Here is a 22,911-nt window from a genome sequence, read left to right on the forward strand (position 1 = left end):
GCGAGGCGCTAGCGAGATAACGTAACGGCCCCGGCCTTCGCCGAGGCAACGAGGGACTATGCGAGGCGGCTACACCTATATCATGATGAACAGGCCGTTCGGCGTGTTGTATATCGGTGTGACGTCGAGCCTAGCCCGAATCGAGGCCCATCGTCAGAAGCGCGGGTCAGCCTTCGCGGCGAAATGGGACTGCACGCGGTTGGTGCTGATCGAGGTACATGACTCGATCGACGATGCGATCCTTCGCGAGAAGCGCTTGAAGAACTGGAACCGCGTATGGAAATGCCGCCTGATTTCGGAGCAGAATCCTAATTGGGATGATCTTTGGGACCATCTGAATGGTGGGGCGGAGCACGTGCCGGACAACGTGGCGGCCCCGGCCTCCGCCGGGGCGACGATTGCGGCGCAGGCGCACCCCGAATGAGCTTCCCGATCAGATCGGATCGTGCGCCTCAATGAGTAGGAAGATCATCCTCCATTCGCCGCTCAACCCAGTCACGCTAGCAACAAAGCTGCGCGACGTGCTGGGTGGCGAGAAGGCCAAGCCCAAAAAGGGCGTCACCGGACATGGCAGCGAGCAGGACATGATGCTGTTCGTCTATCGGCCCAATATCCAGACCAACATGAATGTCCGGCTGACCGCGACGATGCGACCCGACGGCAGCGGGACGCGGATCGAGGGAAAGATCGGACCGGCGAGCAACGTCACGGGTTTCATGATCTTCTGGTTCGGATTCTTGTCGATCTTCCTGATCGCCGCCGGTTTCGCGGCTTATAGCGGCGCGCCGTTCGAATTCTGGGGGATGTTCGGCGGCATTCCGCTGGCGATGATGGTGTTCGGCGCATTGCTGTTCCGCGTCGGCCGGGGGGCCAAAGGCAAGGACGAGAAGGCGATCCTGGAGTTCCTCGCGCGTACCGTTCAGGCGCGCGAGGCGTGAGCTTACCGATCTGGCTGCCCGCGACCCTGCTCGCCGGCGCACTCCAGGCATGGCGGACAGCTGTGCAGCGGCGCATGTCGCGGACATTGTCGGTCAATGCCGCGGGGCTGGTCCGCTATCTCTATGGCCTGCCGGTCGCGGTGGCGATGATGCTTACCTATCAGTTTGTGATCGCGCCCGCGGCGTTCCCGGCCTTGGGGCAGTGGTTCGTCCTGTTCTGCGCGGCTGGCGGTCTTGCGCAGATCGTCGCGACCAATCTGCTGCTGATGGCGTTCGGCGAGCGCAATTTCGTCGTCGGCACGGCTTATTCGAAGACCGAGGCGGTGCAGAGCGCGATCCTGTCGGTGGTGCTGCTCGGTGATCATCTGAGCGTTCTCACCTGGCTCGGGATCGGGTTCGGTGTGGTCGGCGTGATGGTGCTGTCGACCGGCGGCAAAAGGATGGGACCGGGCAAGCTGTTGCACTTGCTCGGCCAGCCAGCGGCGCGCTACGGCATTGCCTCCGGCTTCGTGTTCGCGCTGACGACGATCGCGATCCGTCGCGCGACGATGGAAGTCGCGACGCCCGATCATATCCGCGCTGCGCTGATCGTGCTGGCGGTGACGGTCGCGTTGCAGACGCTGATGCAGGGCGGCTATCTGATTTGGCGCGAGCGCGATCAGGTGGCCAAGGTGTTCACCGAGTGGCGCACTGCCGCGCAAGTCGGGTTGATGTCGTCGGTCGCATCGGCCTGCTGGTTCACCGGCTTCGCGTCGGCGCCGGTCGCGTTGGTGCGGATCGTCGGGCAAGTGGAGGTCGCCTTCACCATGGCGTTCGCGCATTTCTATCTGGGCGAGAAGACCGCCAAAAGCGAGGTCGCGGGATTGCTGCTAGTGGCGATCGGCGTAGTGCTGGCGCTTGCCGGCGCGTGGTGAGGAGACAGGCATGGCGTTCGATATCGAAGCGATCGCTTATGTGCGCGGCGGCCGCGCCGAAGCGGTCGATGACGATTGGGACCGCGAGACCGCGGTGATCGAACTCGATCCGCGGTTCGGGCCTGAGGCACTGGCCGGGTTGGGCGACTTCAGCCATGCCGAGATCGCCTTCGTGTTCGATCGCGTGTCGCCGGACAAGATCGAGACCGGCGCGCGTCATCCGCGCAACCGCGCCGATTGGCCGCTGGTCGGCATCTTCGCGCAGCGCGGCAAGAACCGCCCCAATCGGATCGGCATCACTGTCTGCCGGATCGAGAAAGTCGAGGGGACGCGGCTTCACGTCCGCGGTCTCGATGCGATCGACGGCACGCCGGTGATCGACATCAAGCCGGTATTGCGCGAGTTCCTGCCGCGCGGCGAGGTGCGCCAGCCCGATTGGGCGAGCGAGTTGATGGCGGGATATTGGCGGGCATGACCGACGCAGTGCCCAACCGCGCCGGCGCCGGTGCCTTGTGGGCGACGGTGCTGGGATCGAGCGTCGCGATGATCGACGGATCGGTGGTCAATGTTGCCTTGCCGGCCATGGCGAAGGCGCTCGATGCGGATGCCGCGGGAATCCAGTGGATCGTCAATGGCTATATGCTGCCGCTGTCGGCGCTCGTTCTGATCGGCGGCGCGCTGGCCGACTCGCTCGGGCGCAAGGCAGTGTTCCTGGCCGGACTGTTGCTGTTCGCGCTGGCCTCGATCGGCTGCATGGCGGCGCCGACGCTCGGCTGGCTGATCGCCGCGCGCATCGCGCAGGGCGTCGGTGCAGCGCTGCTGACGCCGGCGAGCCTGGCGATCCTGGGCGCCGATTTCGATGGCGAGGCGCGCGCCAAGGCGATTGGGACCTGGGCGGCGGCGGGCGCGATCGGCGCGGCGATCGGGCCGATCGTCGGCGGCTGGCTGGTCGACGCCGCCGGCTGGCGTTGGGTGTTCGGCCTGATCGTGCCGATCGCCGTTGCCGCCGCCATTTTGGCGGTGGTCGCGGTCGAGGGCGGGCATGACCCCGAAGCGGCGAAACCCGACTGGCCGGGCGGCGCGTTCGCGACGATCGGGCTCGGCCTGCTGGTCTGGGGGCTGACGATTGCTACATCGGGTGGCCAGGGTGCGGCATATTATATTGCGGGCGGGGTGGCCGCGTCGGCGGCATTCCTGTGGTGGGAAAGCCGGTGCGGCGAGCGGGCGATGGTGCCGCTCGGCCTGTTCGGAACGCGAAGCTTCAGTGCGATCACCGTGCTGACCTTCCTGCTCTATGCGGCGCTGAGCGGTGTGCTGTTGCTCCTGCCCTATCTGTTGATCTCGACCGGATGGCGGGCCACCGCGGCGGGTGCGGCGATCCTGCCGCTGCCGCTGATCATGGGCGCGGGCTCGCGCGCGGCCGGCGCGTTGTCCGAGCGAATCGGCGCGCGCTGGATGCTGGCGGCGGGGCCGTTGCTGGTCGCGGCCGGCTTCGCCGCGATGCGAATGATCCCGGGCGCGGCGATCGAGTTCCTCCCGCATATCCTGCCATCGATGCTGCTGATCGGCATTGGCATGACCGCGGCGGTCGCCCCGCTGACCAACGCCGTGATGGCATCGGTCGATCGCCACCATGCCGGTGCGGCGTCGGGAGTGAACAACGCCACCGCCAGGATCGGCGGCATGGTCGCGGTCGCGCTGATCGGGCTGGTGCTGACGGGCGGCGGCCGCGGCGTGTCGATCGACGCTTTTCATGCCGCATTGTGGTTGGCCGCGGCGGTGGCGGTGATCGCCGGCGTGGCCGGCTGGTTTTCTATCGCAGCGAAACGGGCCTAAAGCTTCGTTAACCCTGGCCGTTTAGTTGCTGAAAGCAGCGGGATTCAGGGGGCAACGCGGTTGGACATCGCAGCAACGGTACGGAAGGCGGCCAAGATGTCGGGCGAGCTCGGCATCCGGACGCTCGACCTGCAAGCAGACATTACCGAACTGGCCGAGCGCGTGACCGCGCAGGCGACGACGATCGACACGATCGGCGGCGAAGCGGTACGGCTGGCCGATGACGGCACCGACGTCGCGCGCGCGGCGGAGGAGGCGCGACGCAGCACCGCGGCGGCACGGCTGGTGATCGAGGATTCGACGCGCCAGCTGTCCGACGCCTCGATCAACGTCGTCGACCTGATCGACCAGGTCAGCCGCATCCATGCTAGCCTGGGCGCATTCAACGAGGCGCTCGCCTCGGTCAGCCACGTGACGCAAGTGATCAGCGGGATCGCCAGCCAGACCAATCTGCTCGCGCTCAACGCGACGATCGAAGCGGCGCGCGCCGGCGACGCCGGGCGCGGCTTCGCCGTGGTCGCCGGCGAGGTCAAGAAACTGGCGCAGGAAACCGCCGCGGCGACGCAGACGATTGAACGCTCGATCGGCGCGCTGGCGGGCGAGGCCGCAGGAATGCTCGACCGCGTCGCGCATGGCGTCGAGACCGCCAAGACCGCGCATCAGGGCAGCAAGGACATCGAGGAGCTGGTCGATCGTCTCGGCGCGCTGATGCGCGATCTGTCGGGATCGAGCGAGCGCGTCAGCGACCGCATCGGATCGATGGTCGACTCGGTCGGCAATATCCGCACTGGGCTGGGCGCGCTGTCGACCACGTCGGGCGCCAATGCCGATGGACTGCAGCGTCTGTCGGAGCGCGTGACGACGGTCAGCGACGACACCAACACCCTGCTCCAGCATTTCGCCGAGAGCGGTGTGGAGATGATCGATTCGCCGTACATCGCGTTCGGCCTGGATGCCGCGAAACAGGTGTCGGACGCGCTGACCCGTGCGGTCGCCGATGGCAGGATCTCGATCGCCGATCTGTTCCGCGACACTTATGAGCAAATCCCGGGCACCAATCCGCCGCTCTACACCCACCCGGTCCAGCCGTTCATCATCCCCGCGGCGCGGCCGCATCAGGAACAGGCGCGGAGCTATAAGGGCTTTTTCGGGATGAGCTTCACCGACCGTAACGGCTTCGGTGCGGTCGCGATGCCCGAGCGCTCACACGCGCAGCGCCCCGGCGACGATGGCTGGAACCTGGAACATGCGCGCTGCGGGATGATGTTCGAGTTCACCGAGACGCAGCAGCAGTGCAAGATCACCGACCCGTTCTGCCTCAAAGCCTATCGACGTCAGGTCGCCGATGGCAGCGTCGTGCTGCTCAAGCAGGTGATCGCCTCGATCGCGGTCGAAGGCCGCCATTGGGGCATCCTGCAATTCGCCTATGAGGACCAGGGCTGACTAGCCTCTAGTCCTCCAGGTCCTCGGCTGGCGGCCGTCGCCAGCTTGCATGAAGCGTCGGGATCGCATTCCACAGGATCAACAGATACATCGCGGCGAATCCGCCCAACGCGACCATTTCGGCCGGCGGGCGCTGCTGAACCCATGCCAGGATCGGCAGGCCGACCAGCCCGCACACGGCGAAAAACAGAATAACCGGCAGTGCGGTCAAATACGCCTTGGCACGGATCTCCGCGTCCAGTTCGTCGACGCGCTCGGTGAACGACATCCACGGCTTGATCGGGCCCATGAGCGGCAGCCAGCCAGACAGCACGAAGCCCGCCAATAATATTCCATCGCCGATCAATAGGATGCGGCCGCCGAACAGGGCGGTCGCCATCCCCGCCGTTCCGAGCGCGAGTGAGATGAGCGCCAATCCTCGCAACGGCCGCCGCCGCGGCGGTCCCTTTGCCAGAGCCGGAATGCCCGTGCGGTTGGCGATGTCGTCGAGGCGCTGGGTAAAGGGTTTGCTCGTCATGCGGTATCTCCCGCCCGGCGCAGGACTGCCGCCACGGGCTCGAAGGGGGTGAAGGAAAACAGATGCTCGATCGAGACGTCGAACTGGGCGGCGATCTTCATCGCGAGCTCGAGGCTGGGCTTGTAGTCGCCACGCTCGAGATAGCCGATCGTCTGCGGGTTTACGCCGACGGCTTCGGCTAGCGCCTTGCGCGAGATACCGTGTTCGGCCCGGAATAAGGCAATGCGGTTATAGAGCATAATTAGTGTGTTCTCGCGATTATATGTTGTGTTTACACAACGAAATGTCGAAGGAGTCAATAGGGCTTGTTCGGCGCGCCGCATAGGATAGAGGGCGCGGATGCGGTGGGTGAAACGTGTCGGTGCCGGGCTGCTTTGGCTGGTCGTGCTCTTGTGCCTGGCGATCACGATCGTCCCCGACTTCCTCGACGCGCGTTACTATCGCGGGCCGGCGAGCGATCATTTCGATGGCGAGCGTTTCATCAATCCCGACGGCGCAGATGATGCGCTGTCGCCGCCGGGCGGCACCGGCACGCTGCTGCGCTACGTGACCGCTCGCGACAATCGCCCCATCTGGCCGGATCGCGTCGCGGTGACGCCGGCCAAACCCCCGGCACGTGTCGATGGCGGTCGGATGCTCGCGACCTGGGTCGGACATGCGACGGTGCTGGTGCAGACACAGGGGCTCAACATCCTGACCGATCCGGTGTGGAGCAAGAGCGCGGGGCCGTTCGGGATCGGGCCGACCCGCGTCGCCGAGCCGGGCATCCGGTTCGCGGACCTGCCCAAGATCGACCTCGTGCTGGTCAGTCACGATCATTATGATCACATGGACCTGGCGACGCTCAAAAAGCTGTGGAACCGCGACCATCCGCTGATCGTCACCAGCCTGGGCAATGACAGTGTGATCGGCCAGGCCGGCGTGCCCGCGCGCGCGCTCGATTGGGGTGGCCAGATCGCGGTCCGGCCGGGCGTGAGCGTGGTCGTCAATCGCGGCCATCATTGGGACAGCCGCTGGTTCGCCGATCGCAATCGTGCGCTCTGGTCGGGGTTCGTTGTGCGACTGCCAGGCGGCAATCTGTTCTTCGCCGGCGATACCGGCGCGGGCGATCTCAAATGGGCGGACCAGGCGGCGTCCTACGGTCCGATCCGGCTCGCGCTCATCCCGATCGGCGCGTTCCGCTTCACTGCCGGGCAGATGGCAGCAGGCAGCCATGTCGGCCCGGTCGACGCGGTTGAGGTCTATCGTCGGCTCGGCGCGGCACAGGCGATCGCGATCCATTGGGGAACGTTCCGCCTGTCCTATGAAGGCTGGGACACGCCGCCGCGGCTGCTGGCGGCGGCGGAGGCGTGTACTGGACAACGCGGATTCTCCGCGGTGCGGATCGGCCGGACGATGGACGTGCCCGCCTTTGCGCCGCAGCCTGCGCGTCCGCCGGTCATCCGCGATAACCTGTTGCGCTGTCTCGACACTCCGGCGGTTGCGGCGCTGCGCTGATGTACCGCAATGGGTCGCGTGACCGCTTGGGGTCGGTCGCGCCCGATGCTATGAAGCGCCGGGGAGGGGGTGTCGCAATGTCCCGAACAATGGCGCAACGACGCCGCTACGAAACGTCGCTCGATCGCATTGGGCTGGCGATCGGCGCGGGTGGGCTGATGGGCGGCGCGATCGCCGTGCTGCTGATGCTGTTCGGCGGCGCCTTCGCGATCGGCACGCTGGCTATCGCTTTGGTCATCGGATCGGTGCTGACCGCGCTCGCCGTCACTGCGCTTGCCGCCTTTCCCTGGATGCTGCTCCACGCCGCGGGTCGCCGCGGGCCGATCAGCGCAGCGCTGCTCGGCGCCGCGATCGGCTTCGTCGTGTTCCTGGGCGGGCAGACCTGGATTTACGGCCTGGTCGAAATGCCCGCGATGGACGCGCGTACCTTGCTGTTCCGCTGGGCGAGCGGCATCGCCACCGCCTTGGTCATGGGCATCATGTCGGCCGGTATCGCCGTGGTGATGTGGCGTGTGGCGTATCGGCGCACGGATTAGCGTTTCACCACCGGCTCGCGGCCCGTGACGACGCAGAAAATCGCGCCGTCACGAGTAGTGCGATCAGATCAGCTGCATTCTCCTACACGACGGGAGACGGTGTGCGTCTTGGTCGTCGCATTGACTGGCCCGGCGCTGATCGTGCTTTCGGTATCATATGAGACTTCAGTCGGGCTGTACGATCCCGCCGTGTTCACTGTCATGGTACCGTTGGGCAGCTTGCACGACGCCTCTGACGCGATCTTGCCGCCGGTGAAGGTGCTGCTCTTGATCGTGCAGTCGACCTTTGCGTTCTTGAGCATCTCACCCGGACCCTTGGTCGCCATGTCGGGGGTGACGCACGCGGTGATCGTCTGTGGCGCAGGTTTAGGGGGTGTCATGCCCGCCGGCATTCCTGCGGGCAGGCCACTGGTCTTGGTTTCGAGCGTCGTGATCGTGGTCTCCCACTTGCCCGGCTGCATCTTCAACGAGGCTGCGGTCGGCAGCGCGTCGCCGGTCGTGGTGACGGTACCGGTCTCCGAATTGGTGGTGATCGTCGTCGAGCTGGTTTTCTCTCCGCAAGCGGCCAGCGCGAGCGCGGCGGTGGCGACGATCAGGGTGGTGGTGCGCATCTTTTCTCTCTCCATGGTGGATTTCGGCGCGACCGTTCCCGCTTTGTTGCGGGTGGGCGCTAAAGTCACCATATTCGCGAACTATGGCAATCCAGATTCGCACCAGCCTGGCTGAACCCGAAACCGGTCAGTCCTTCGTCCCCCACCGTCCAGAGCGACCGGAAAAGGTCGAGGGTGGTAAGGCGTTCAAGCTGGTCAGCGACTACGAACCGTCAGGCGACCAGCCGGGCGCGATCAAGGAATTGACCGAAGCGGCGCTGGCCGGCGAGCGCGATCAAGTGCTGCTGGGCGTGACGGGGTCGGGCAAGACCTTCACCATGGCCAAGGTGATCGAAACGCTGCAGCGGCCGGCGCTGATCCTCGCGCCCAACAAGATCCTCGCCGCGCAGCTCTATGGCGAGTTCAAGAGCTTCTTCCCCGACAATGCGGTCGAATATTTCGTCAGCTACTACGATTATTACCAGCCCGAGGCGTACGTGCCGCGGTCGGACACGTACATCGAGAAGGAAAGCTCGGTGAACGAATCGATCGATCGCATGCGCCATTCGGCGACGCGGTCGCTGCTCGAGCGCGACGACGTGATCATCGTCGCCTCGGTCAGCTGCCTCTACGGTATCGGCTCGGTCGAAACCTATTCGGCGATGATCTTCGACCTCAAGAAAGGCCAGACGGTCGATCAGCGCGAGATCGTGCGCAAGCTGGTCGCGCTCCAGTACAAGCGCAACGACGCGGCGTTCCAGCGCGGCAATTTCCGGGTGAAGGGCGACACGCTGGAAATCTTCCCGTCGCATTATGAGGACACCGCCTGGCGCGTGTCGTTCTTCGGCGACGATATCGAGGACATCACCGAGTTCGACCCGCTGACCGGCAAGAAGGTGGCGAGCCTGAATTACGTCCGCGTGTTCGCCAATTCGCACTATGTGACGCCCGGGCCGACGCTGAAGCAGGCGATGGAAGCGATCAAGCACGAGCTGGCCGAGCGGCTCAAGGAATTGCAGATCGAAGGCAAGTTGCTCGAGGCGCAGCGGCTCGAACAGCGTACCAATTTCGACCTGGAAATGATTGCGGCAACGGGATCTTGTGCCGGAATCGAGAATTATTCGCGCTTCCTGACTGGCCGCCTGCCGGGCGAGCCGCCACCCACGCTGTTCGAATATCTACCCGAGAACGCACTGCTCTTCGTGGACGAGAGCCATCAGACGATCGGCCAGATCAACGGCATGGCGCGGGGCGACCATCGGCGGAAGATCACGCTTGCCGAATATGGCTTTCGTCTGCCGTCGTGCATCGACAACCGGCCGCTCAGGTTCAACGAATGGGACGCGATGCGCCCGCAGACCACTTATGTCTCGGCGACTCCCGGCGGCTGGGAGATGGAGCAGACCGGCGGCGTGTTCGCCGAACAGGTCATCCGCCCGACCGGCCTGATCGACCCGCCGGTCGAGATCCGCCCGGTCGAGGAGCAGGTCCAGGACGTCATCCAGGAGTGCAACAAGACCACGGCGATGGGCTATCGCACGCTGATCACCACGCTGACCAAGCGCATGGCCGAGGACCTGACCGAATATATGCACGAGGCGGGGGTCAAGGTCCGCTACATGCATTCGGACGTCGAGACGCTGGAGAGAATCGAGCTGATCCGTGATCTTAGGCTTGGTGTTTACGACGTGCTGATAGGCATCAACCTGCTTCGCGAAGGCCTCGATATTCCGGAGTGTGGCTTGGTCGCGATCCTCGACGCCGACAAGGAAGGTTTCCTGCGCTCGGAAACCTCACTGATCCAGACGATCGGCCGCGCCGCGCGCAATGTCGAGGGGCGGGTGATCCTCTATGCCGATCGCATGACCGGCAGCATGGAACGCGCGCTCAACGAGACCAATCGCCGCCGCGAGAAGCAGGAAGCGTATAATCTCGAACACGGCATCACGCCGACCACGATCAAGCGCAATATCGGCGACATCATCGCGCACGTCGCGTCGAAGGATCAGGTCACCGTCCCGATCGACGACGACCGCCCGCACATGGTCGGGCACAATCTGCGCGCCTATATCGAAGAACTCGAAAAGAAGATGCGCAAGGCCGCGTCCGACCTCGAGTTCGAGGAAGCCGGGCGCCTGCGCGACGAAATCCGCGCACTCGAAGCCGAGGAACTCGGGCTGCCTGCCGACGATCGCGTGTTGCCACCGGTGATGGGCCGCTCGAACGAGGGCAAGCCGGGCACGCGCAAGACGCGCTACGGGAAAGTGCAGAAGAAATTCGGGAGCGGGAGTCGGCGGTAGAGCTGGGCGCCGAAGACCGCGTAATAGGGTCATGCCCTTCTTCCAACCGTCACCCCGGCCTTGTGCCGGGGTCTATCGTGCAGCCGTTCCGATCCTCACGATTCCTACTGAAGGCTCGCCTTCTGGGTCGGAGGTCCGGTGGATGCCGGCGCAAGGCCGGCATTGTCGGAGCGGCGTGATTACCCCGTTCGGCTCTACCACGCGGGCAATGCGGCTGACCTGGCCCGGCTGAATTCCGCTTGCAGACGCCAAATTCGCGTTGAACAGCGCCCGACGTCGTTTCTATCCTATCGTTCTCCCGCTCCAGCGGCTGACTTTCCCGGCAATAAAGGGAGATCGGCATGGCGACGGTCGCGGGGCGTGTTAACGAGCGGTTGAGCAGGGAGCGCCGCTTCTTTCTCGGCATGGCGGGGGCGATGATCGTCCTGACCTTCGCGGGCTTTGCGCCATCTTATTATCTCTCCGGCGTATTTGGCGGTCCGCGGCTGTCACTGCTTGTTCATGTCCATGGCGTGGTCTTCACCCTCTGGATGCTGCTCTATCTGGTTCAGACCGGTCTGATCTCCGCCGGGCGCGCCGACGTGCATCGTATCGTCGGGCCGGTGGCGGTGCTGGTCGCGGTGGCGATGGTGCCGCTGGGGATCGCGACGGCGATCATAACCAAACAGGTCACCGCTGCCGCGCATTTGCCTCCCCAGGGACCTCCACTGATCTTTCCGCTGGGGGCGATCCTGACCTTCGCCGTTCTGACCGCCTGGGCCGTGGCGATGCGCAAGCGTTCCGCTTGGCACAAACGGCTGATGCTGCTGGGGACGCTCGCTATTCTCACGACGCCGCTCGCGCGCGTGACCCGTTTCACCCATTTGTCGCTGACGCCCCCATTAGGCGGCATGATCCTGACCGACGTCCTGTTGCTTGCACTGGTCGCCTACGATTTGCGCACATTGGGCAGGCTGCACACGGCAACCAAATGGGGTGGCGCGTTTTTCCTCGCGATGCAGGTGGTGCGCATCGTGCTCAACATGACGCCGGCCTGGCAGGCCTTTGCAAAAAGCCTGACCGGCTGAGCTAGCCGACCGTCAGATCCTGCTTGTCCGCTCCATAGTAACTCGCCAGTCGGTCGGCATAGGCCTGGTCGAAATCGGGTGCTGCGCCCGACCAATTGGGGCCGCCCTCCAGGGTCTTAGGTTCGACGCTGGCGACATAAGCATCGGCGGCGAGATCATAGGCGAGCAGCTGGATCGGCACTGCGTAGAAGTGTTTGCCGACGCCCAGGAAACCGCCAAGGCTCAGCACCGCGTACATCGCCCGGCCCGATCTTTTGTGCACCATGAACGCGTGGAGCGTACCGATCGTCTTGCCGCCGTCCCGGCCCCGGACCTTCATTGTCGTGTCCAAGGTCGCCGCCACCAGCGGCTGGATGCTCGTTTCGGCCACTTTTGCCCTTTCGCGGTTGAATGCGAAACGATCGTAGCGCGACGTACGTCGCCGATCCACGCCCGAATGGCGCTTTGGGGTTGAGGCGCGCAGCGCTCGCGGTCATGGTCGGACGATGCGCTACAAGTTCGCCGCCGTCGCAACGTCTGCCGCCCTCTTGCTCGCGGGCTGCGTCCCGCCGCCCGCGCCGCCGCCGGTCGCGCGGCCCGCGCCGCCGCCCGTGGCGCAGCCGAGCCCGCCCCCGGTCGTCACGCCGCCGCTCGCGTCCGACTGGAACCAATGGCCGTTCACGCCGGGCGACTGGGCCTATCGAAAGGATGGCGTGGGTTCGATCGCCTTGTTCGGCCCGGTCGGCGCCGATGCGCTGCTCACCCTGCGCTGCGATCGTACGCGGGGGGCGATGTATCTTTCGGTCCAGGGGGCCGGCGACGCGGCGACGATCCGCACGACGACGCTGACGCGCTCGATCCCGCTGCGCGCGACCGGCGGCGATGCCGGTTATGTCGCCAGCCAGTTCGCACCGAGCGATGCGATGCTCGACGCGATGGTCTTCAGCCGCGGGCGGTTCGTCGTCGATCGCGCCGGCGCCGCGCCTTTGGTCGTGCCGCCTTATGCCGAACTCGGCCGCGTGATCGAGGATTGCCGGGGATAAGTTCGTCGCCTCGCACGTTGTGCCCTTGTTGTCGCATCGCTGGTGCGGAAAACCGGTTCCCACTTTTCCGCGCGATGCTCCGATCGCGAGGAGATGACACATGATCCGCAAGCTCAAATCGGGCGAATACCGGCTCTATTCGCGCAAGGTCGACCCCAAGACGCACAAGCGCCGCAACCTCGGCACATTCGACACGCGTGAGGGCGCCGAGAAGCACGAGCGCGAAGTGCAATATTTCAAGCGGCATTGAGTGATGACGGCCGCAAAGAAATGGTCGCAGGACGTCACCGAGCATTCGGATGCGCTCGATCTCGAGAAGGACGTTTTCACACGCGACGATCCGAAATCGATCGCCTTGTCGCTCAAGCGCGCCGCCGAGCTCAGTCGTCGCCGCAAGGGGGCGCCGTTCCAATCGGCGATGTCGATGCTGACTTTCTATATCAACCGCGCGGGCAAGGACCTGCCGGCGAAACAGAAAAAGGTGCTGGAAAAGGCAAAAGAAGAGCTCCGCGCCGCGTTCGGGCGCTAACAAGCAACAGGCGGGAGAGAATCGTCGATTTTCTCGAACATTACAAGACTTGAATTACGAGTCCGTACGATTCACATTGAGGTCGTGGCCAGTGTTGGTCACGGTGTTTCAACAAGCGAAAGGAGGTGATCCGATGTCTCATGGTTCAGCAATGGGGTCGGTTCAGTTCGTTCGGGGGACGCGCCGCTAAGTCCGCCGATCCTTTGCGGGGGGTATCCTCCCTCAATCAACGCTTAGGGTCACAGGAATAGCGGTCCGCATGGTCCTCCGGGCTGGAGCTTCCGGCCGCTGACCATGTTAGGAGGTTGCCGGGGATGGGAATCCCCGGCAGCCTCTTTTCATTTATAGCCTATCGAACGGCAAAAACGGGGACGTCATGACCGCGGATGTGAAATATCGCCTGGGCGGGCTGCTCTGCCTGATTGCCTTTGTCGGTTTCGGCTGGTGGGGTATCTGGCAGCCGTTACAGGCCGCGCAGGCGCATGCCGCCGAAGTCCGTTATTCGCTCAAGATCTTCGTGCTGGTCCCCGCCTTGCTGGTATTCGGCTTGTTCTTCCTGATCGGCGGCGCGCGCTGGAGCTATCGCGACGCCGCGAACCGAAAACTGACCATGATCGGCTGGGGCCTGATGGTTGCGGTGGTCGTGATTTCCGGGCTGAGCTTCTGGTGGCTGCAGCGCACCTTCGACGCGCTGGGCTACACGTCAGGCTGAAGCCTGCGCCGGCCGCTTGAGCCGGCCCGACGGTCAGGCGATCTCGTACGCTTCGGTATCGAAACGCTTCATCATCCGCGCGAATTCGGCGGTGTTGCCGGCCCAGTTGTTGGGCATCACGCCGTCATCGGTCTTGTACCAGCTGCCGCACCCGGCTGCCCAGGATGTGGTGGCCAGCCGCGCCTGCAACGTCAGGTTATAGGCGTGGTGCGCATCGGGCGTGACCGCGATCCGGCGTGCATCGCCGCGCGCCAGCTTGAGGATGGCCGGCAGCGCATATTCCATCTGGCGTTCGACCATGAAGATGATCGAATTGTGCCCGAGATTGGTGTTGGGGCCATAGAGCAGGAACAGGTTGGGGAAGCCGGCGACGGTGGTGCCGCGATAGGCGCTGGCGCCGTTCGCCCAGGCCTGTGCCAGACTCCCGTCCGGCCCGTTGATCGCGATCGGCGCGACGAAGCCGTGCGTTTCGAACCCGGTTGCCCAGACGATCGTATCGAGCTCGATCAGTGTGCCGTCGGTAAGCCGCACGCCGGCCGGTTCGATCCGGTCGATCGCGCGCGTTTCGAGCGTGACATTGTCGCGCACGAGCGCCGGATAATAATCGTCGGACACGAGCGTGCGCTTACAGCCGATCGGGAAATCGGGAGTCAGCGCCTGGCGCAAATCGCGGTCGGCAATGGTCGCGGCGAGATAGTCTAGCGCCATCTTCTCCATCTCGCGCGCCTTGGCGCCGCCCGGCTCGGCGATCGCCGGGTGAGTCGCCTCCAGCCGTCGCCAGATCAACGCGCGAAACGCCTTTCTCAGCAACGGGACGCTCGCGAAGAGCCGCTTCACCATTGGTGCGATCGGCGCGTCCATGCGGGGAATGACCCAATGCGGCGATCGTTGGAACACGGTGAGATGTGCGGCTTCCTCCGCGATTTCGGGTACGATCTGGATCGCGCTGGCGCCGGTGCCGATCACCCCGACACGCTTGCCGGCGATCGGTGCATCGGCATGCCAGCGTGCGGTGTGGATCTGCGCGCCGGCAAAGCTCTCGCGACCCGGCAGATCGGGGGTACGTGGGCGGTTGAGTTGGCCGGTTGCGACGATCAGCACCGGGGCACGCCAGCGATTGCCGTCGATCGACGTTACCGTCCATCGCGTGCCCGCCTCATCCCAATCGGCGCTCGCGACCTCGACGCCCAGGCAAAGATGCGGCCGCAGCTGGAAACGATTCGCCTGGTCACGGAAATAGTCGAGAATCTCCGGCTGGCGCGCGAACAGCTGCGACCAATGCGGATTGCCGGCAAAACTGTAGCTGTAGAGGTGGCTCGGCACGTCGCAGCCGGAGCCCGGATAGCAATTGTCGAGCCAGGTTCCGCCGACCTCCAGGCTCTTTTCGAGGACGGCGAAATCGACCCCGGCCTGCTTCATCCGGATCGCCGCCAGCAGCCCCGACATGCCGGCACCGATGATGATCGCCTGGGTTTCGAGCGGGGCAGTCATGACGATAGCATAACGTGCGCATCCCGCTTGTCGAAGGGGAGGAGTTGGACGATGAAGGCGCGCCATAAAAGGGGACCGCCATGCGTCGCTTCGCCGCTCTGATCCTGCTCGCCACACCGTTGCCCGCGATCGCGCAGGGTGTGCCGGCGCAACATGCCGTTACCGAGGTCTCGATCGATCAATTGCGATCGCGCATGGATAAGGGACAGGACACCAGCGCCGACATCACGCGCGCCTATCTCGATCGTATCGGGGCGATGGACCGCAAAGGTCCGGCGTTGCGCGCGATCGTCGCGATCAATCCCGATGCGCTTGCACAAGCCAAGGCGAGCGACGCGCGGCGCAAGGCGAAGAAGCTGCTTGGCCCGCTCGACGGCATCCCGATCCTGATCAAGGACAATATCGAAACCAAGGATCCCGTTCCGACCACCGCTGGCAGCCTGGCGCTCAAGGACAATCTGACCCATCGTGACGCACCGGTCATCGCGCTGCTGCGGGCGCAGGGCGCGGTTATCCTGGGCAAGACCAATCTCAGCGAATGGGCCAATATCCGCTCGACCAAGGCGATGAGCGGGTGGAGCGGGATCGGCGGACTGGTGCGCAATCCCTATGGTCTCGATCGCACCGCCTGCGGTTCGTCGAGTGGGACGGGCGCGGCCGTGGCAGCGAGTTTCGCCGCGGCGGGGCTGGGAACGGAGACCGACGGATCAGTGGTCTGCCCCTCATCGATCAACGGACTGGTCGGGCTGAAGCCGACGCTCGGGCTGGTCAGCCGCACTTATGTCGTGCCGATTAGCCATAGCCAGGACACGCCGGGGCCGATGGCGCGCAGTGTCAGCGACGTCGCGATCTTGTTCTCGGCGATGATCGGCAGCGACCCGGCCGATCCGGCGACCAAGGATGCGGGAAAATACCGCAAGGACTTCACCGCCGGACTGGCCGCCGCATCACTCAAGGGAGCGCGGATCGCGGTCTACCGCCCCGACATGTCGCCGCTGGTTGCTGCGCGCTTCGATCAGGCGTTGGCGGTGCTCAAGGCGCAGGGCGCGGTGCTGGTCGATGTCCAGCGGGCCAAGACCGACGGCATGGCCGACGCCGAGTTCGACGTGTTCAAGTTCGAGCTGAAGACCGACCTCGACAAATATCTCGCCTCGACGCCGCCCAGCGTGAAGACGCGGACGATCGACGACGTGATCGCGTTCGACACCGCTAATGCCGATGCCGAAATGCCCTATTTCGCGCAGGAGATTTTCGAGATGGCGGCGAAGTCCAAGGGGACGGGCGAGCCGACCTATCAGGCGCAGCGCGACAAATCGTTCGGCCTCGCCAAAGCGGCGATCGACGGCATGCTCAAACAGGCTGACGCGACGATCCTGGTGCAGCCGACTTATGGCCCGGCCTGGTTGAGCGATCCGATCTATGGCGACCAGTATAACGGACCGAGTTCGTCCGAGCTGCCGGCGATTTCGGGCTATCCCAATCTGACCGTACCGATGGGACTGGTGCGAGGTCTGCCGACCGGACTGTCGTTCATCGGCCCGGCCTATAGCGATGGCAAGCTGCTCGAAGCCGGTTATGTCTATGAGCAAGCATCGAAGGCGCGGGTCGCGCCGTCCTATGCGCCGACGGCTGATGCGGGAGCCGGGGTGGAGGGTAAGCGCTAGCCCTGCCGCTCTTCGAGCAACTCCTCACGCACCTTGACCGCCAGCAGCGAGGTGCGGACCTCGACGATGAAGCTGACGAGCGCCGCGATCAATAGCAGCATCGCAAGCGTGAAGGTGAGGGCGACGATCGTCGCGATGCGCAGCCCAATCAGTTCGGCAACGAACAATTGCGCGACGACCAGACACGTCATCACTGCGCTCGATACTGCCAGGAACAGCCCGAAATTGATCACCCTGATGCGGCGGTCGAGGATCCGCAGTTCCGAGACATAGCGGTCGCGATCCGGACCGCTGGATAAAGGATGGAGCTTCTCGAGGTCGCGCACCCGGTCGACCACGCGCGCCATCCGGCCGACCAGCACGTTGAGCAAGGCGCCGATACCGGTCAGCATGAACACCGGCGACAGCGACAGCTGGATGGTCTGGGCGATCGTCGAGACGGTATTGGGCTGCATCGCGGGGCATCATGACGGGCTGACGGCGATTAGGGAAGCGATAGGAGTGTGCGATCGCCTGCACCAAAGGGTCGCGAGCCATGTCTTTTTCGCCAAAAACGGCTTGGTAACAGCTGACCGGTATAGCCGGCCGCCATGACCAAGCCGATGTTGCTCAGCGAATTCACCCGCCTGCCCCCCGCGATGCGCGCCACTGCGTTCGACGGACTGTCGGCGTTGATCGACGCGGTCGCGGAGCAAGCGGACGAGGGATACCGATTCCTCCGTTACCAATGGTTCGCCGCAGCGATTGCCGCTTATGGTGGTCGCGCGCGGACCTTGATCGTCGAACGCGACGGCTATCCGGTCATTGCGCTGCCGCTGGCCGGACTCGGACCCGAGGCCGCGAGGCTAGCCGCGATCCCCGGTTGCTATTGGCCGTTTCGCGGCTTCCCCGCTTGCGCCGACGCATCGGACGGCGCGTTCGACGTGCTGGTCGATCGACTGGGGCAAGAGGTCAACGGCCTGCGCATCGGGCCCTCCTATGATGGCGACCCTGCGGTTAGCGGGCTGATCACGGCGGCGAGGCGGCGACGCTGGGTCGTGCTCGACCGCTTCGTGGCCGATTCCTATCTGCTCGACATGGCCGCTGCGCAACGCCAGGGGGCGTGGCCGCGCGCATCGACGCTCAAGAAGAACCGCTTCCACGAAAAGCATCTGGCGGATCATGGCGCGCTCGACTGGCGTTTCCTGAGCGGCGGAGATCTCGCGGGAGGCGGATTCGACCAGCTTGCCACGGTCGAACAGAAGAGCTGGATCGCCGCGCGTACCGATGGCAGCGACGCCAAATTCACCAAGCGTGGCCATGGCGCGTTCTGGCGCCAGGCCGCCGCCGATCCGGTGATCGCCGAGATGATGTCGGCGGCGCTGTTGACGGTCGATGGGGTTCCGGCCGCCTTTTCGTTCGACCTCAATCTGGGCACGCTCAAATACGCCATCGCCAACAGCTATGATCCGGCCTTTGCCAAACATTCGCCGGGCAGGCTCCTCTATTATCGCAATCTCGTCCGGGCGCTGCAGCAGGGTATGACCAAGGTCGATTGGGGCGCGGGCGACAGCGGTTACAAGAGCACGATCGGCGCCGAACCGGGGCCGGTCATCCGCGACTGGTTATTGCTCCGGCCCGGTGCGCCATCGATGCTCGGCCGCGTGCTTCAGGGGATGTGGCGGCGGAGCGGACAGTCGCCGGATCAGTCGTCCAGGCCGACTGGCACCAACGACTAATCGCTCTCGTCGTTCGGTGACGACAGGCCGAGCGAGAAACCCTTCGCTTCGGCGGCATCGAGCGCGGCGCGCACAGCTTCGGCGATCGCCTTGCGCGTGACGCCAGAGCCGGCGTGCAGCTTCACGGTCAAGGTGTTCTTGTTGGCATTCGCGCTCATCGCCAACCGGCCGGTGGGGCCGCGCAGTTCGGCGGATTGTTCGGGCGGGGGGCTCGACGCGTCGTTCAGCTGCCGCAGCACTTCCGCTGCGGGGTAGGGCGCCAGACCGTCCGTACGGCGGGCCATTTGCGCGCGGGCGATCTGGATCGCGGTCGCCATGATCACCGGCCCGGCCGGCCCGTCGAGCTTCTGCGCTAGCGTATAGGCCGGCTTTAGATGGAGATCGCTCGGCGACCCGAACGCCGCGAGCAGCTGATCGGGCAGCGCCGATACCCGGATCATCTTGGACAGCCAGGATTTGGACAGCGCCAGCCGCTCCGCCATCCGGGTCAGATGGCCGTCATAATGATCGTGCAGCGCGGCCGCGTAATTGCGCGCGCGTTCGATGTCGGACACGTCCTTGCGCGCGCGGTTCTCCAGATCGGCAAGGCGGAAGGCGGCCTCGTCGTCGAGGATCTCGACCTGGATCAGGAAGCGCAGCGACGGCATACTGGTCGCACGCAGATACGACACCGCGAAATGGCGCCGCGTGCCGGCGATCACTTCATATTCGTACAGTGCGTCGTCGAACACCGGCCGCACGACCGCGGCGACCTTCTGCATCCCTTCGGTCGCGATCGACTGGATCAGGTCGCGGCAATTGTCGGGATTGAGGTCGTCATAGATGCGCGCATTGCCCGGCCAGATACGCACGCGTGCCGGGTCGACCAGGAATTGCATTGCTTCATACGCCCATTCGTCGCGGCGGCGGGGTGCGACTGGCGGTGGTGCTTCTGCCGACTGGGAGGGCATCGGTTCAGCGGGCGGTGCCGGGGGAACGGCCGCCGTCCCCTCCGCCTCAGCGCGGGCGCGGTTGAACAGGTTGGCAAAGCTGGGCTTGTCGCGACGCTCGGTCATTGCGCGCTACGATAGTCCGGGTTTGACGCCGCCGCCAGCGTTCCGGTCGGCCGGCGATTGTCAGACCCGTAAATAGCGGAAATACCAGATTTTAGAATATGCCACTCTGAGGCTTGGAATAATCTTTTGAATATGTGTGATAAAAATTAGGTCATCCCACGACTCTGCGGCTTGGGAAGTGGCTTAGCAATCACGTAGCAATCACGCTCGAGAGTAAACTGGGGTAATCGTGTACCGCCACGCACGCCCTACGAATACCGCTCCCCAAGCCATGTCACTTTCGCCAAAAGGGCCTAAGTGGCAACGGCAGATATTGGGCCGACTGCGGACTGGCAGCTTTTTGGCCCAGTGTTCCGCGAAAGCGGACATCACGAACGTGAACTATCGGATGACTGGAGTCGGGCCGTAGGCCGGCTCGCCGTCCTGACGGTCAATCGAATAAAGCGGACAACTGTGTCCCTAAGGCCCGCTGCGTCAACCGGCGTGCGCCGGTACCGCGGAGGCCGATGCCGGAGCGACTGCCGTCGGCGTCGTTGCCGGGGGCGAGCCGGCGGTTGTCGCGGGCCGCGCTCCGGTTCCGGCCGATGGCTGCTGCGCCCCTGCGACTGGCTGCGCCCCTGCGACTGGCTGCGCCCCTGCGACCGGCTGCGCCCCCGCCACCGGCTGCGCCCCCGCTACCGGCTGCGCCCCCGCTACCGGCTGCGCCCCTGTCACCGGCTGCGCCCCCGCTACCGGCGCCGAATGCCCAGGTGTCACGGGAGTTCCGGCAGCAGCGGCTCCGGTCGGCGTCGTTCGGCCCGAAGCCGGCTGCGCTGGCGCAGAAACAGGCACGGGCGTCGACGGTGCGGACGGCGGGCGTAGGCCGGCATCCAGTCGCGCGGCGCGAGCCGCTTCGTCGGCCGATTCCGCCGTCTGCCGCGCCGTGCGGTCGCTGGCGATCCGCGCCGCCTCAGCATCGGGGTTGATCGTATTGACGCGGATTCGCTCCACATCCTGGACGCCGGCCAGCCGAGTGAGCGGAACGTAATCGGTGCGGAACACCAGCTCGACCCCGCTGCTCAGATTGACGTCCGTATGCATGTTCTCGGTGGTCTGGGTGCGATCGGTCGTGACGTAACCGATCGTGTTCTGGACCTTGGCCTCCGCGCCCCAGGGCCCGAATTTGGCATTGACGCTGGCGTTGGTCGTATTGTGCAGGTCGAATTGCGAGCCGCGGTCGTTGGTTGCCGCGCTGGTCGCATCGATGTGGAAGTTCATCGCAGCATTGAGCCGCCCGCTTTCGATGACGATGCGCTGAAGGCCCATCTGGATCATCGTCGCGAGCAATTGCTGGCGGTTGCGCGCCAGTGTCTGCTGGACGAACGGCACGAGCGTTTCGGGGTTCGATCCGGGCGGCACCGGATCGCCTGGCGCGATGCCCAGGGTGCTCCGCAGGATCGCCTCGGATGGCGGCTGCGCTCCCGATTTGAGCGCAAGCCGGGTGGAGGCGGCGCGCTCGGCCTCGATCTCCGCCTGGCGCTCGCGCCGTTCGTCGGGGCTGAGGCCACTCAGATCCTCGGGCAGGCTGTCGCTGTCGTCGCCTCCCTGCACTTCGTACGAGGCGGGGAAATGCTCGGCGAGCCATTGCCGCGCGCCGCCCACCCCGACATTGCTGTCGGCAAATCCCTCGGTGGTCTGCGCGACATTGCGAATCAGCTCTACAAACGCGGTGAGCTGCTGCTGGTTCGAATCGTTCATCGCCTTGAACACGCCGCTGATCAGCTCGGTCACGAAGCGCGGGAACGACACCGCGTTGAGCACCGCCTGGGTCGTGCCGGCGACGCGGTCGACAGCGACGCCCGAAAATTCTGAACCCGCATTCTGCGCCAGCGCGAGCACTGGGCGCGGACGCCGGGCGGCTTGCAGATCGTCATGGTCGAGCGCGGCCGATCCGATCTTGACCAGTCCGCGCGCGAGATCGCGCCGCGTCGCCTGGTCGAGCGCGTTGAACCCCTGCTGTGTCGACAGCAGGGCGCGGACATTATGGCGGACATCATCGCGTGCGCCAGGTCGGCCCGGCCGCGGGACGGGCACCGGCGCCAAAAAGGCAGCCGACGCCATGTCAGCCGCCCAGCGCGGCCCAGGACGAACTTGCAGGCGGCGGCGGTGGCGGCGCGATCGTCGTAGCGGCGGGCGCGGCGTCCGAGGCGACGCTTTCGCCGATGCTGAGCGTCGCCTCGATCCAGTCGGCCGCCGCGCCTACCACGGCATCGCCGATAGCCACCAACGGCCCGGCTCCCGAAACCCGATCGGCAATGTCGGCAAGCCAGGCGATCACCGTCATCCCGGCCTTGCCGCGATGGACATAGGGGCTTGGCTGAACCGGCTGCCGGTGGGCGGCGCGGGCAATGCCCGTCACTACGTCCCACACGTCGCGCGCGCCGAAGGCATGGCGCAGGTCCGGATGGCCGACGATGGCGAAGGCGTCCTTGAGCATCTGGACGATCTCGCCCGCCATGAACGCGGTGATCCCGCCGCTCGCCTGGGCGAGGTTCTGGACCAGCGCTCGCGCCGCGGCGCGCACCCTCGCCTGTTGCGCGCTGCCGCCATAGGGATCGCCCGCCGACAATTCGTCGAGCTTGTAGAGGGACTCGCACAATTCCAGCATGCGGTCCTCGAATTGGAAATTGCGGTCGGCGTCTGCCGCGACAGGACCGGCCGAGGTACCAAACAGGCGCGAGAAGAAGGCACCGCGTTCGGCCGCGCTGACGCGCTCGTTGCGGTGGCGCCACCACGTCGCGACCAATTTTTCCGCGCCACCAAGGTCCAGCGTCGTGGCGCCGGTCGCAGACAGGCCTGCGAGCGTTTCCACCGCGGGGATGATCCCGGCGGGTTCGAGATCGGCGGCAAGGTAGAGCGAGGCCAATGCGCGCAATTGCGCCTTGTCGACGCGATCGGTCGCGGCGTCGGGAATGTCGATATCGCCAAGCTGATCGAGCGCGAAGGCGAGGCCCGGCGCGGTCGCGCGTGCCACCAGCCGCTCGCCAGTCGACAACGCCGCGCAGAGCTGTGCGTCGGCGATCGGAGCGATGGCGGACATGCC

At 65.2% G+C, this 22,911-nt stretch carries 25 protein-coding genes; 16 read left to right on the top strand and 9 right to left on the bottom strand.

All coding sequences use genetic code 11. The features are described from left to right. Positions 1-58 precede the first annotated feature (58 nt). The 6 genes from AC1DSD_RS02965 to AC1DSD_RS02990 all read left to right on the top strand — a co-directional run bounded on the left by AC1DSD_RS02965 (position 59) and on the right by AC1DSD_RS02990 (position 5,131). Positions 59-424, top strand: a complete 366-nt coding sequence (locus AC1DSD_RS02965) for a GIY-YIG nuclease family protein (RefSeq protein WP_478028379.1) — start codon at positions 59-61, stop codon at positions 422-424. Positions 425-455: 31 nt separating this feature from the next. Then, positions 456-938, top strand: a complete 483-nt coding sequence (locus tag AC1DSD_RS02970) for a hypothetical protein (RefSeq protein WP_478028380.1) — start codon at positions 456-458, stop codon at positions 936-938. Further along, complete coding sequence (locus tag AC1DSD_RS02975) at positions 935-1,852, top strand: EamA family transporter (RefSeq protein ID WP_478028381.1); 918 nt, start codon at positions 935-937, stop codon at positions 1,850-1,852. The genes AC1DSD_RS02970 and AC1DSD_RS02975 overlap by 4 nt, the downstream gene beginning before the upstream one ends. Positions 1,853-1,862: 10 nt before the next feature. Continuing rightward, entirely contained in the window at positions 1,863-2,327 is a 465-nt protein-coding gene (locus AC1DSD_RS02980; RefSeq protein ID WP_478028383.1) for an SAM-dependent methyltransferase, read from the top strand. Continuing rightward, a complete protein-coding gene (locus tag AC1DSD_RS02985) occupies positions 2,324-3,688 on the top strand; it encodes an MFS transporter (RefSeq protein WP_478028385.1) in 1,365 nt (454 codons plus the stop codon). The genes AC1DSD_RS02980 and AC1DSD_RS02985 overlap by 4 nt, the downstream gene beginning before the upstream one ends. Before the next feature lie 96 nt (positions 3,689-3,784). Continuing rightward, positions 3,785-5,131, top strand: coding sequence for a methyl-accepting chemotaxis protein (locus tag AC1DSD_RS02990; RefSeq protein WP_478029011.1), 1,347 nt, complete (start codon positions 3,785-3,787; stop codon positions 5,129-5,131). Positions 5,132-5,138: 7 nt separating this feature from the next. Here AC1DSD_RS02990 and AC1DSD_RS02995 read toward each other — a convergent pair whose 3' ends face one another. After that, positions 5,139-5,648, bottom strand: coding sequence for a hypothetical protein (locus AC1DSD_RS02995; RefSeq protein WP_478028387.1), 510 nt, complete (start codon positions 5,646-5,648; stop codon positions 5,139-5,141). Beyond that, positions 5,645-5,887, bottom strand: a complete 243-nt coding sequence (locus AC1DSD_RS03000; protein ID WP_478028389.1) for a helix-turn-helix transcriptional regulator — start codon at positions 5,885-5,887, stop codon at positions 5,645-5,647. Before AC1DSD_RS03000 ends, AC1DSD_RS02995 begins: the two co-directional genes overlap by 4 nt. A 100-nt stretch (positions 5,888-5,987) precedes the next feature. Between AC1DSD_RS03000 and AC1DSD_RS03005 the strand changes: the two genes are divergently transcribed. Further along, positions 5,988-7,145 carry an MBL fold metallo-hydrolase gene (locus AC1DSD_RS03005; RefSeq protein ID WP_478028391.1) on the top strand — a complete coding sequence of 386 codons (1,158 nt, stop codon included), beginning with the start codon at positions 5,988-5,990 and terminating at the stop codon, positions 7,143-7,145. Between the two features lie 77 nt (positions 7,146-7,222). Then, on the top strand, positions 7,223-7,681 hold the full coding sequence (locus tag AC1DSD_RS03010; protein ID WP_478028392.1) for a hypothetical protein: 459 nt from the start codon (positions 7,223-7,225) through the stop codon (positions 7,679-7,681). 68 nt (positions 7,682-7,749) lie between these two features. On the opposite strand, the gene AC1DSD_RS03015 is transcribed toward AC1DSD_RS03010, so the two are convergent. Then, positions 7,750-8,292: a DUF3617 domain-containing protein gene (locus tag AC1DSD_RS03015; protein WP_478028394.1), complete on the bottom strand. Its 543-nt coding sequence runs from the start codon at positions 8,290-8,292 to the stop codon at positions 7,750-7,752. 83 nt (positions 8,293-8,375) lie between these two features. Between AC1DSD_RS03015 and uvrB the strand changes: the two genes are divergently transcribed. Then, positions 8,376-10,571: an excinuclease ABC subunit UvrB gene (gene uvrB, locus AC1DSD_RS03020; protein ID WP_478028396.1), complete on the top strand. Its 2,196-nt coding sequence runs from the start codon at positions 8,376-8,378 to the stop codon at positions 10,569-10,571. Positions 10,572-10,912: 341 nt separating this feature from the next. Then, positions 10,913-11,638, top strand: coding sequence for a hypothetical protein (locus AC1DSD_RS03025; protein ID WP_478028398.1), 726 nt, complete (start codon positions 10,913-10,915; stop codon positions 11,636-11,638). Position 11,639: 1 nt separating this feature from the next. Here the strand turns inward: AC1DSD_RS03025 and AC1DSD_RS03030 are convergent, their stop codons facing one another. Continuing rightward, positions 11,640-12,008, bottom strand: coding sequence for a PRC-barrel domain-containing protein (locus AC1DSD_RS03030; RefSeq protein ID WP_478028399.1), 369 nt, complete (start codon positions 12,006-12,008; stop codon positions 11,640-11,642). A gap of 115 nt (positions 12,009-12,123) precedes the next feature. Here AC1DSD_RS03030 and AC1DSD_RS03035 point away from each other — a divergent pair, with 115 nt between their 5' ends. The 4 genes from AC1DSD_RS03035 (at position 12,124) to AC1DSD_RS03050 (ending at position 13,901) form a co-directional block, all read left to right on the top strand. Then, on the top strand, positions 12,124-12,660 hold the full coding sequence (locus AC1DSD_RS03035) for a hypothetical protein (RefSeq protein WP_478028400.1): 537 nt from the start codon (positions 12,124-12,126) through the stop codon (positions 12,658-12,660). A gap of 100 nt (positions 12,661-12,760) precedes the next feature. After that, positions 12,761-12,910, top strand: coding sequence for a hypothetical protein (locus tag AC1DSD_RS03040; protein ID WP_157082174.1), 150 nt, complete (start codon positions 12,761-12,763; stop codon positions 12,908-12,910). Positions 12,911-12,913: 3 nt separating this feature from the next. Next, positions 12,914-13,189 carry a DUF3175 domain-containing protein gene (locus AC1DSD_RS03045; RefSeq protein WP_478029012.1) on the top strand — a complete coding sequence of 92 codons (276 nt, stop codon included), beginning with the start codon at positions 12,914-12,916 and terminating at the stop codon, positions 13,187-13,189. A 376-nt stretch (positions 13,190-13,565) separates the two neighbouring features. Then, positions 13,566-13,901, top strand: a complete 336-nt coding sequence (locus tag AC1DSD_RS03050; RefSeq protein WP_478028402.1) for a hypothetical protein — start codon at positions 13,566-13,568, stop codon at positions 13,899-13,901. Positions 13,902-13,934: 33 nt separating this feature from the next. Here AC1DSD_RS03050 and AC1DSD_RS03055 read toward each other — a convergent pair whose 3' ends face one another. After that, complete coding sequence (locus tag AC1DSD_RS03055) at positions 13,935-15,392, bottom strand: flavin-containing monooxygenase (protein WP_478028404.1); 1,458 nt, start codon at positions 15,390-15,392, stop codon at positions 13,935-13,937. Positions 15,393-15,472: 80 nt separating this feature from the next. Between AC1DSD_RS03055 and AC1DSD_RS03060 the strand changes: the two genes are divergently transcribed. Continuing rightward, entirely contained in the window at positions 15,473-17,056 is a 1,584-nt protein-coding gene (locus tag AC1DSD_RS03060; RefSeq protein WP_478028406.1) for an amidase, read from the top strand. On the opposite strand, the gene AC1DSD_RS03065 is transcribed toward AC1DSD_RS03060, so the two are convergent. Beyond that, positions 17,053-17,511 (bottom strand): DUF2721 domain-containing protein, encoded by a 459-nt coding sequence (locus AC1DSD_RS03065; protein WP_478028408.1) that lies wholly within the window; start codon positions 17,509-17,511, stop codon positions 17,053-17,055. The genes AC1DSD_RS03060 and AC1DSD_RS03065 overlap by 4 nt on opposite strands. 135 nt (positions 17,512-17,646) lie before the next feature. Here AC1DSD_RS03065 and AC1DSD_RS03070 point away from each other — a divergent pair, with 135 nt between their 5' ends. Next, the gene (locus AC1DSD_RS03070) at positions 17,647-18,774 is read left to right on the top strand and encodes a GNAT family N-acetyltransferase (RefSeq protein ID WP_478028410.1); all 1,128 of its coding nucleotides are present in this window, start codon (positions 17,647-17,649) and stop codon (positions 18,772-18,774) included. Here the strand turns inward: AC1DSD_RS03070 and AC1DSD_RS03075 are convergent. From AC1DSD_RS03075 to AC1DSD_RS03085, 3 genes are all read right to left on the bottom strand, one after another. Further along, positions 18,771-19,829, bottom strand: a complete 1,059-nt coding sequence (locus AC1DSD_RS03075) for a ParB/RepB/Spo0J family partition protein (RefSeq protein ID WP_478028412.1) — start codon at positions 19,827-19,829, stop codon at positions 18,771-18,773. The genes AC1DSD_RS03070 and AC1DSD_RS03075 overlap by 4 nt on opposite strands. 474 nt (positions 19,830-20,303) lie before the next feature. Continuing rightward, on the bottom strand, positions 20,304-21,929 hold the full coding sequence (locus AC1DSD_RS03080; protein WP_478028414.1) for a hypothetical protein: 1,626 nt from the start codon (positions 21,927-21,929) through the stop codon (positions 20,304-20,306). A 1-nt stretch (position 21,930) separates the two neighbouring features. Continuing rightward, entirely contained in the window at positions 21,931-22,908 is a 978-nt protein-coding gene (locus AC1DSD_RS03085) for a hypothetical protein (RefSeq protein ID WP_478028415.1), read from the bottom strand. Positions 22,909-22,911 lie beyond the last annotated feature (3 nt).

The sequence above is a fragment of the Sphingomonas sp. P4_D12 genome, assembly GCF_056401895.1.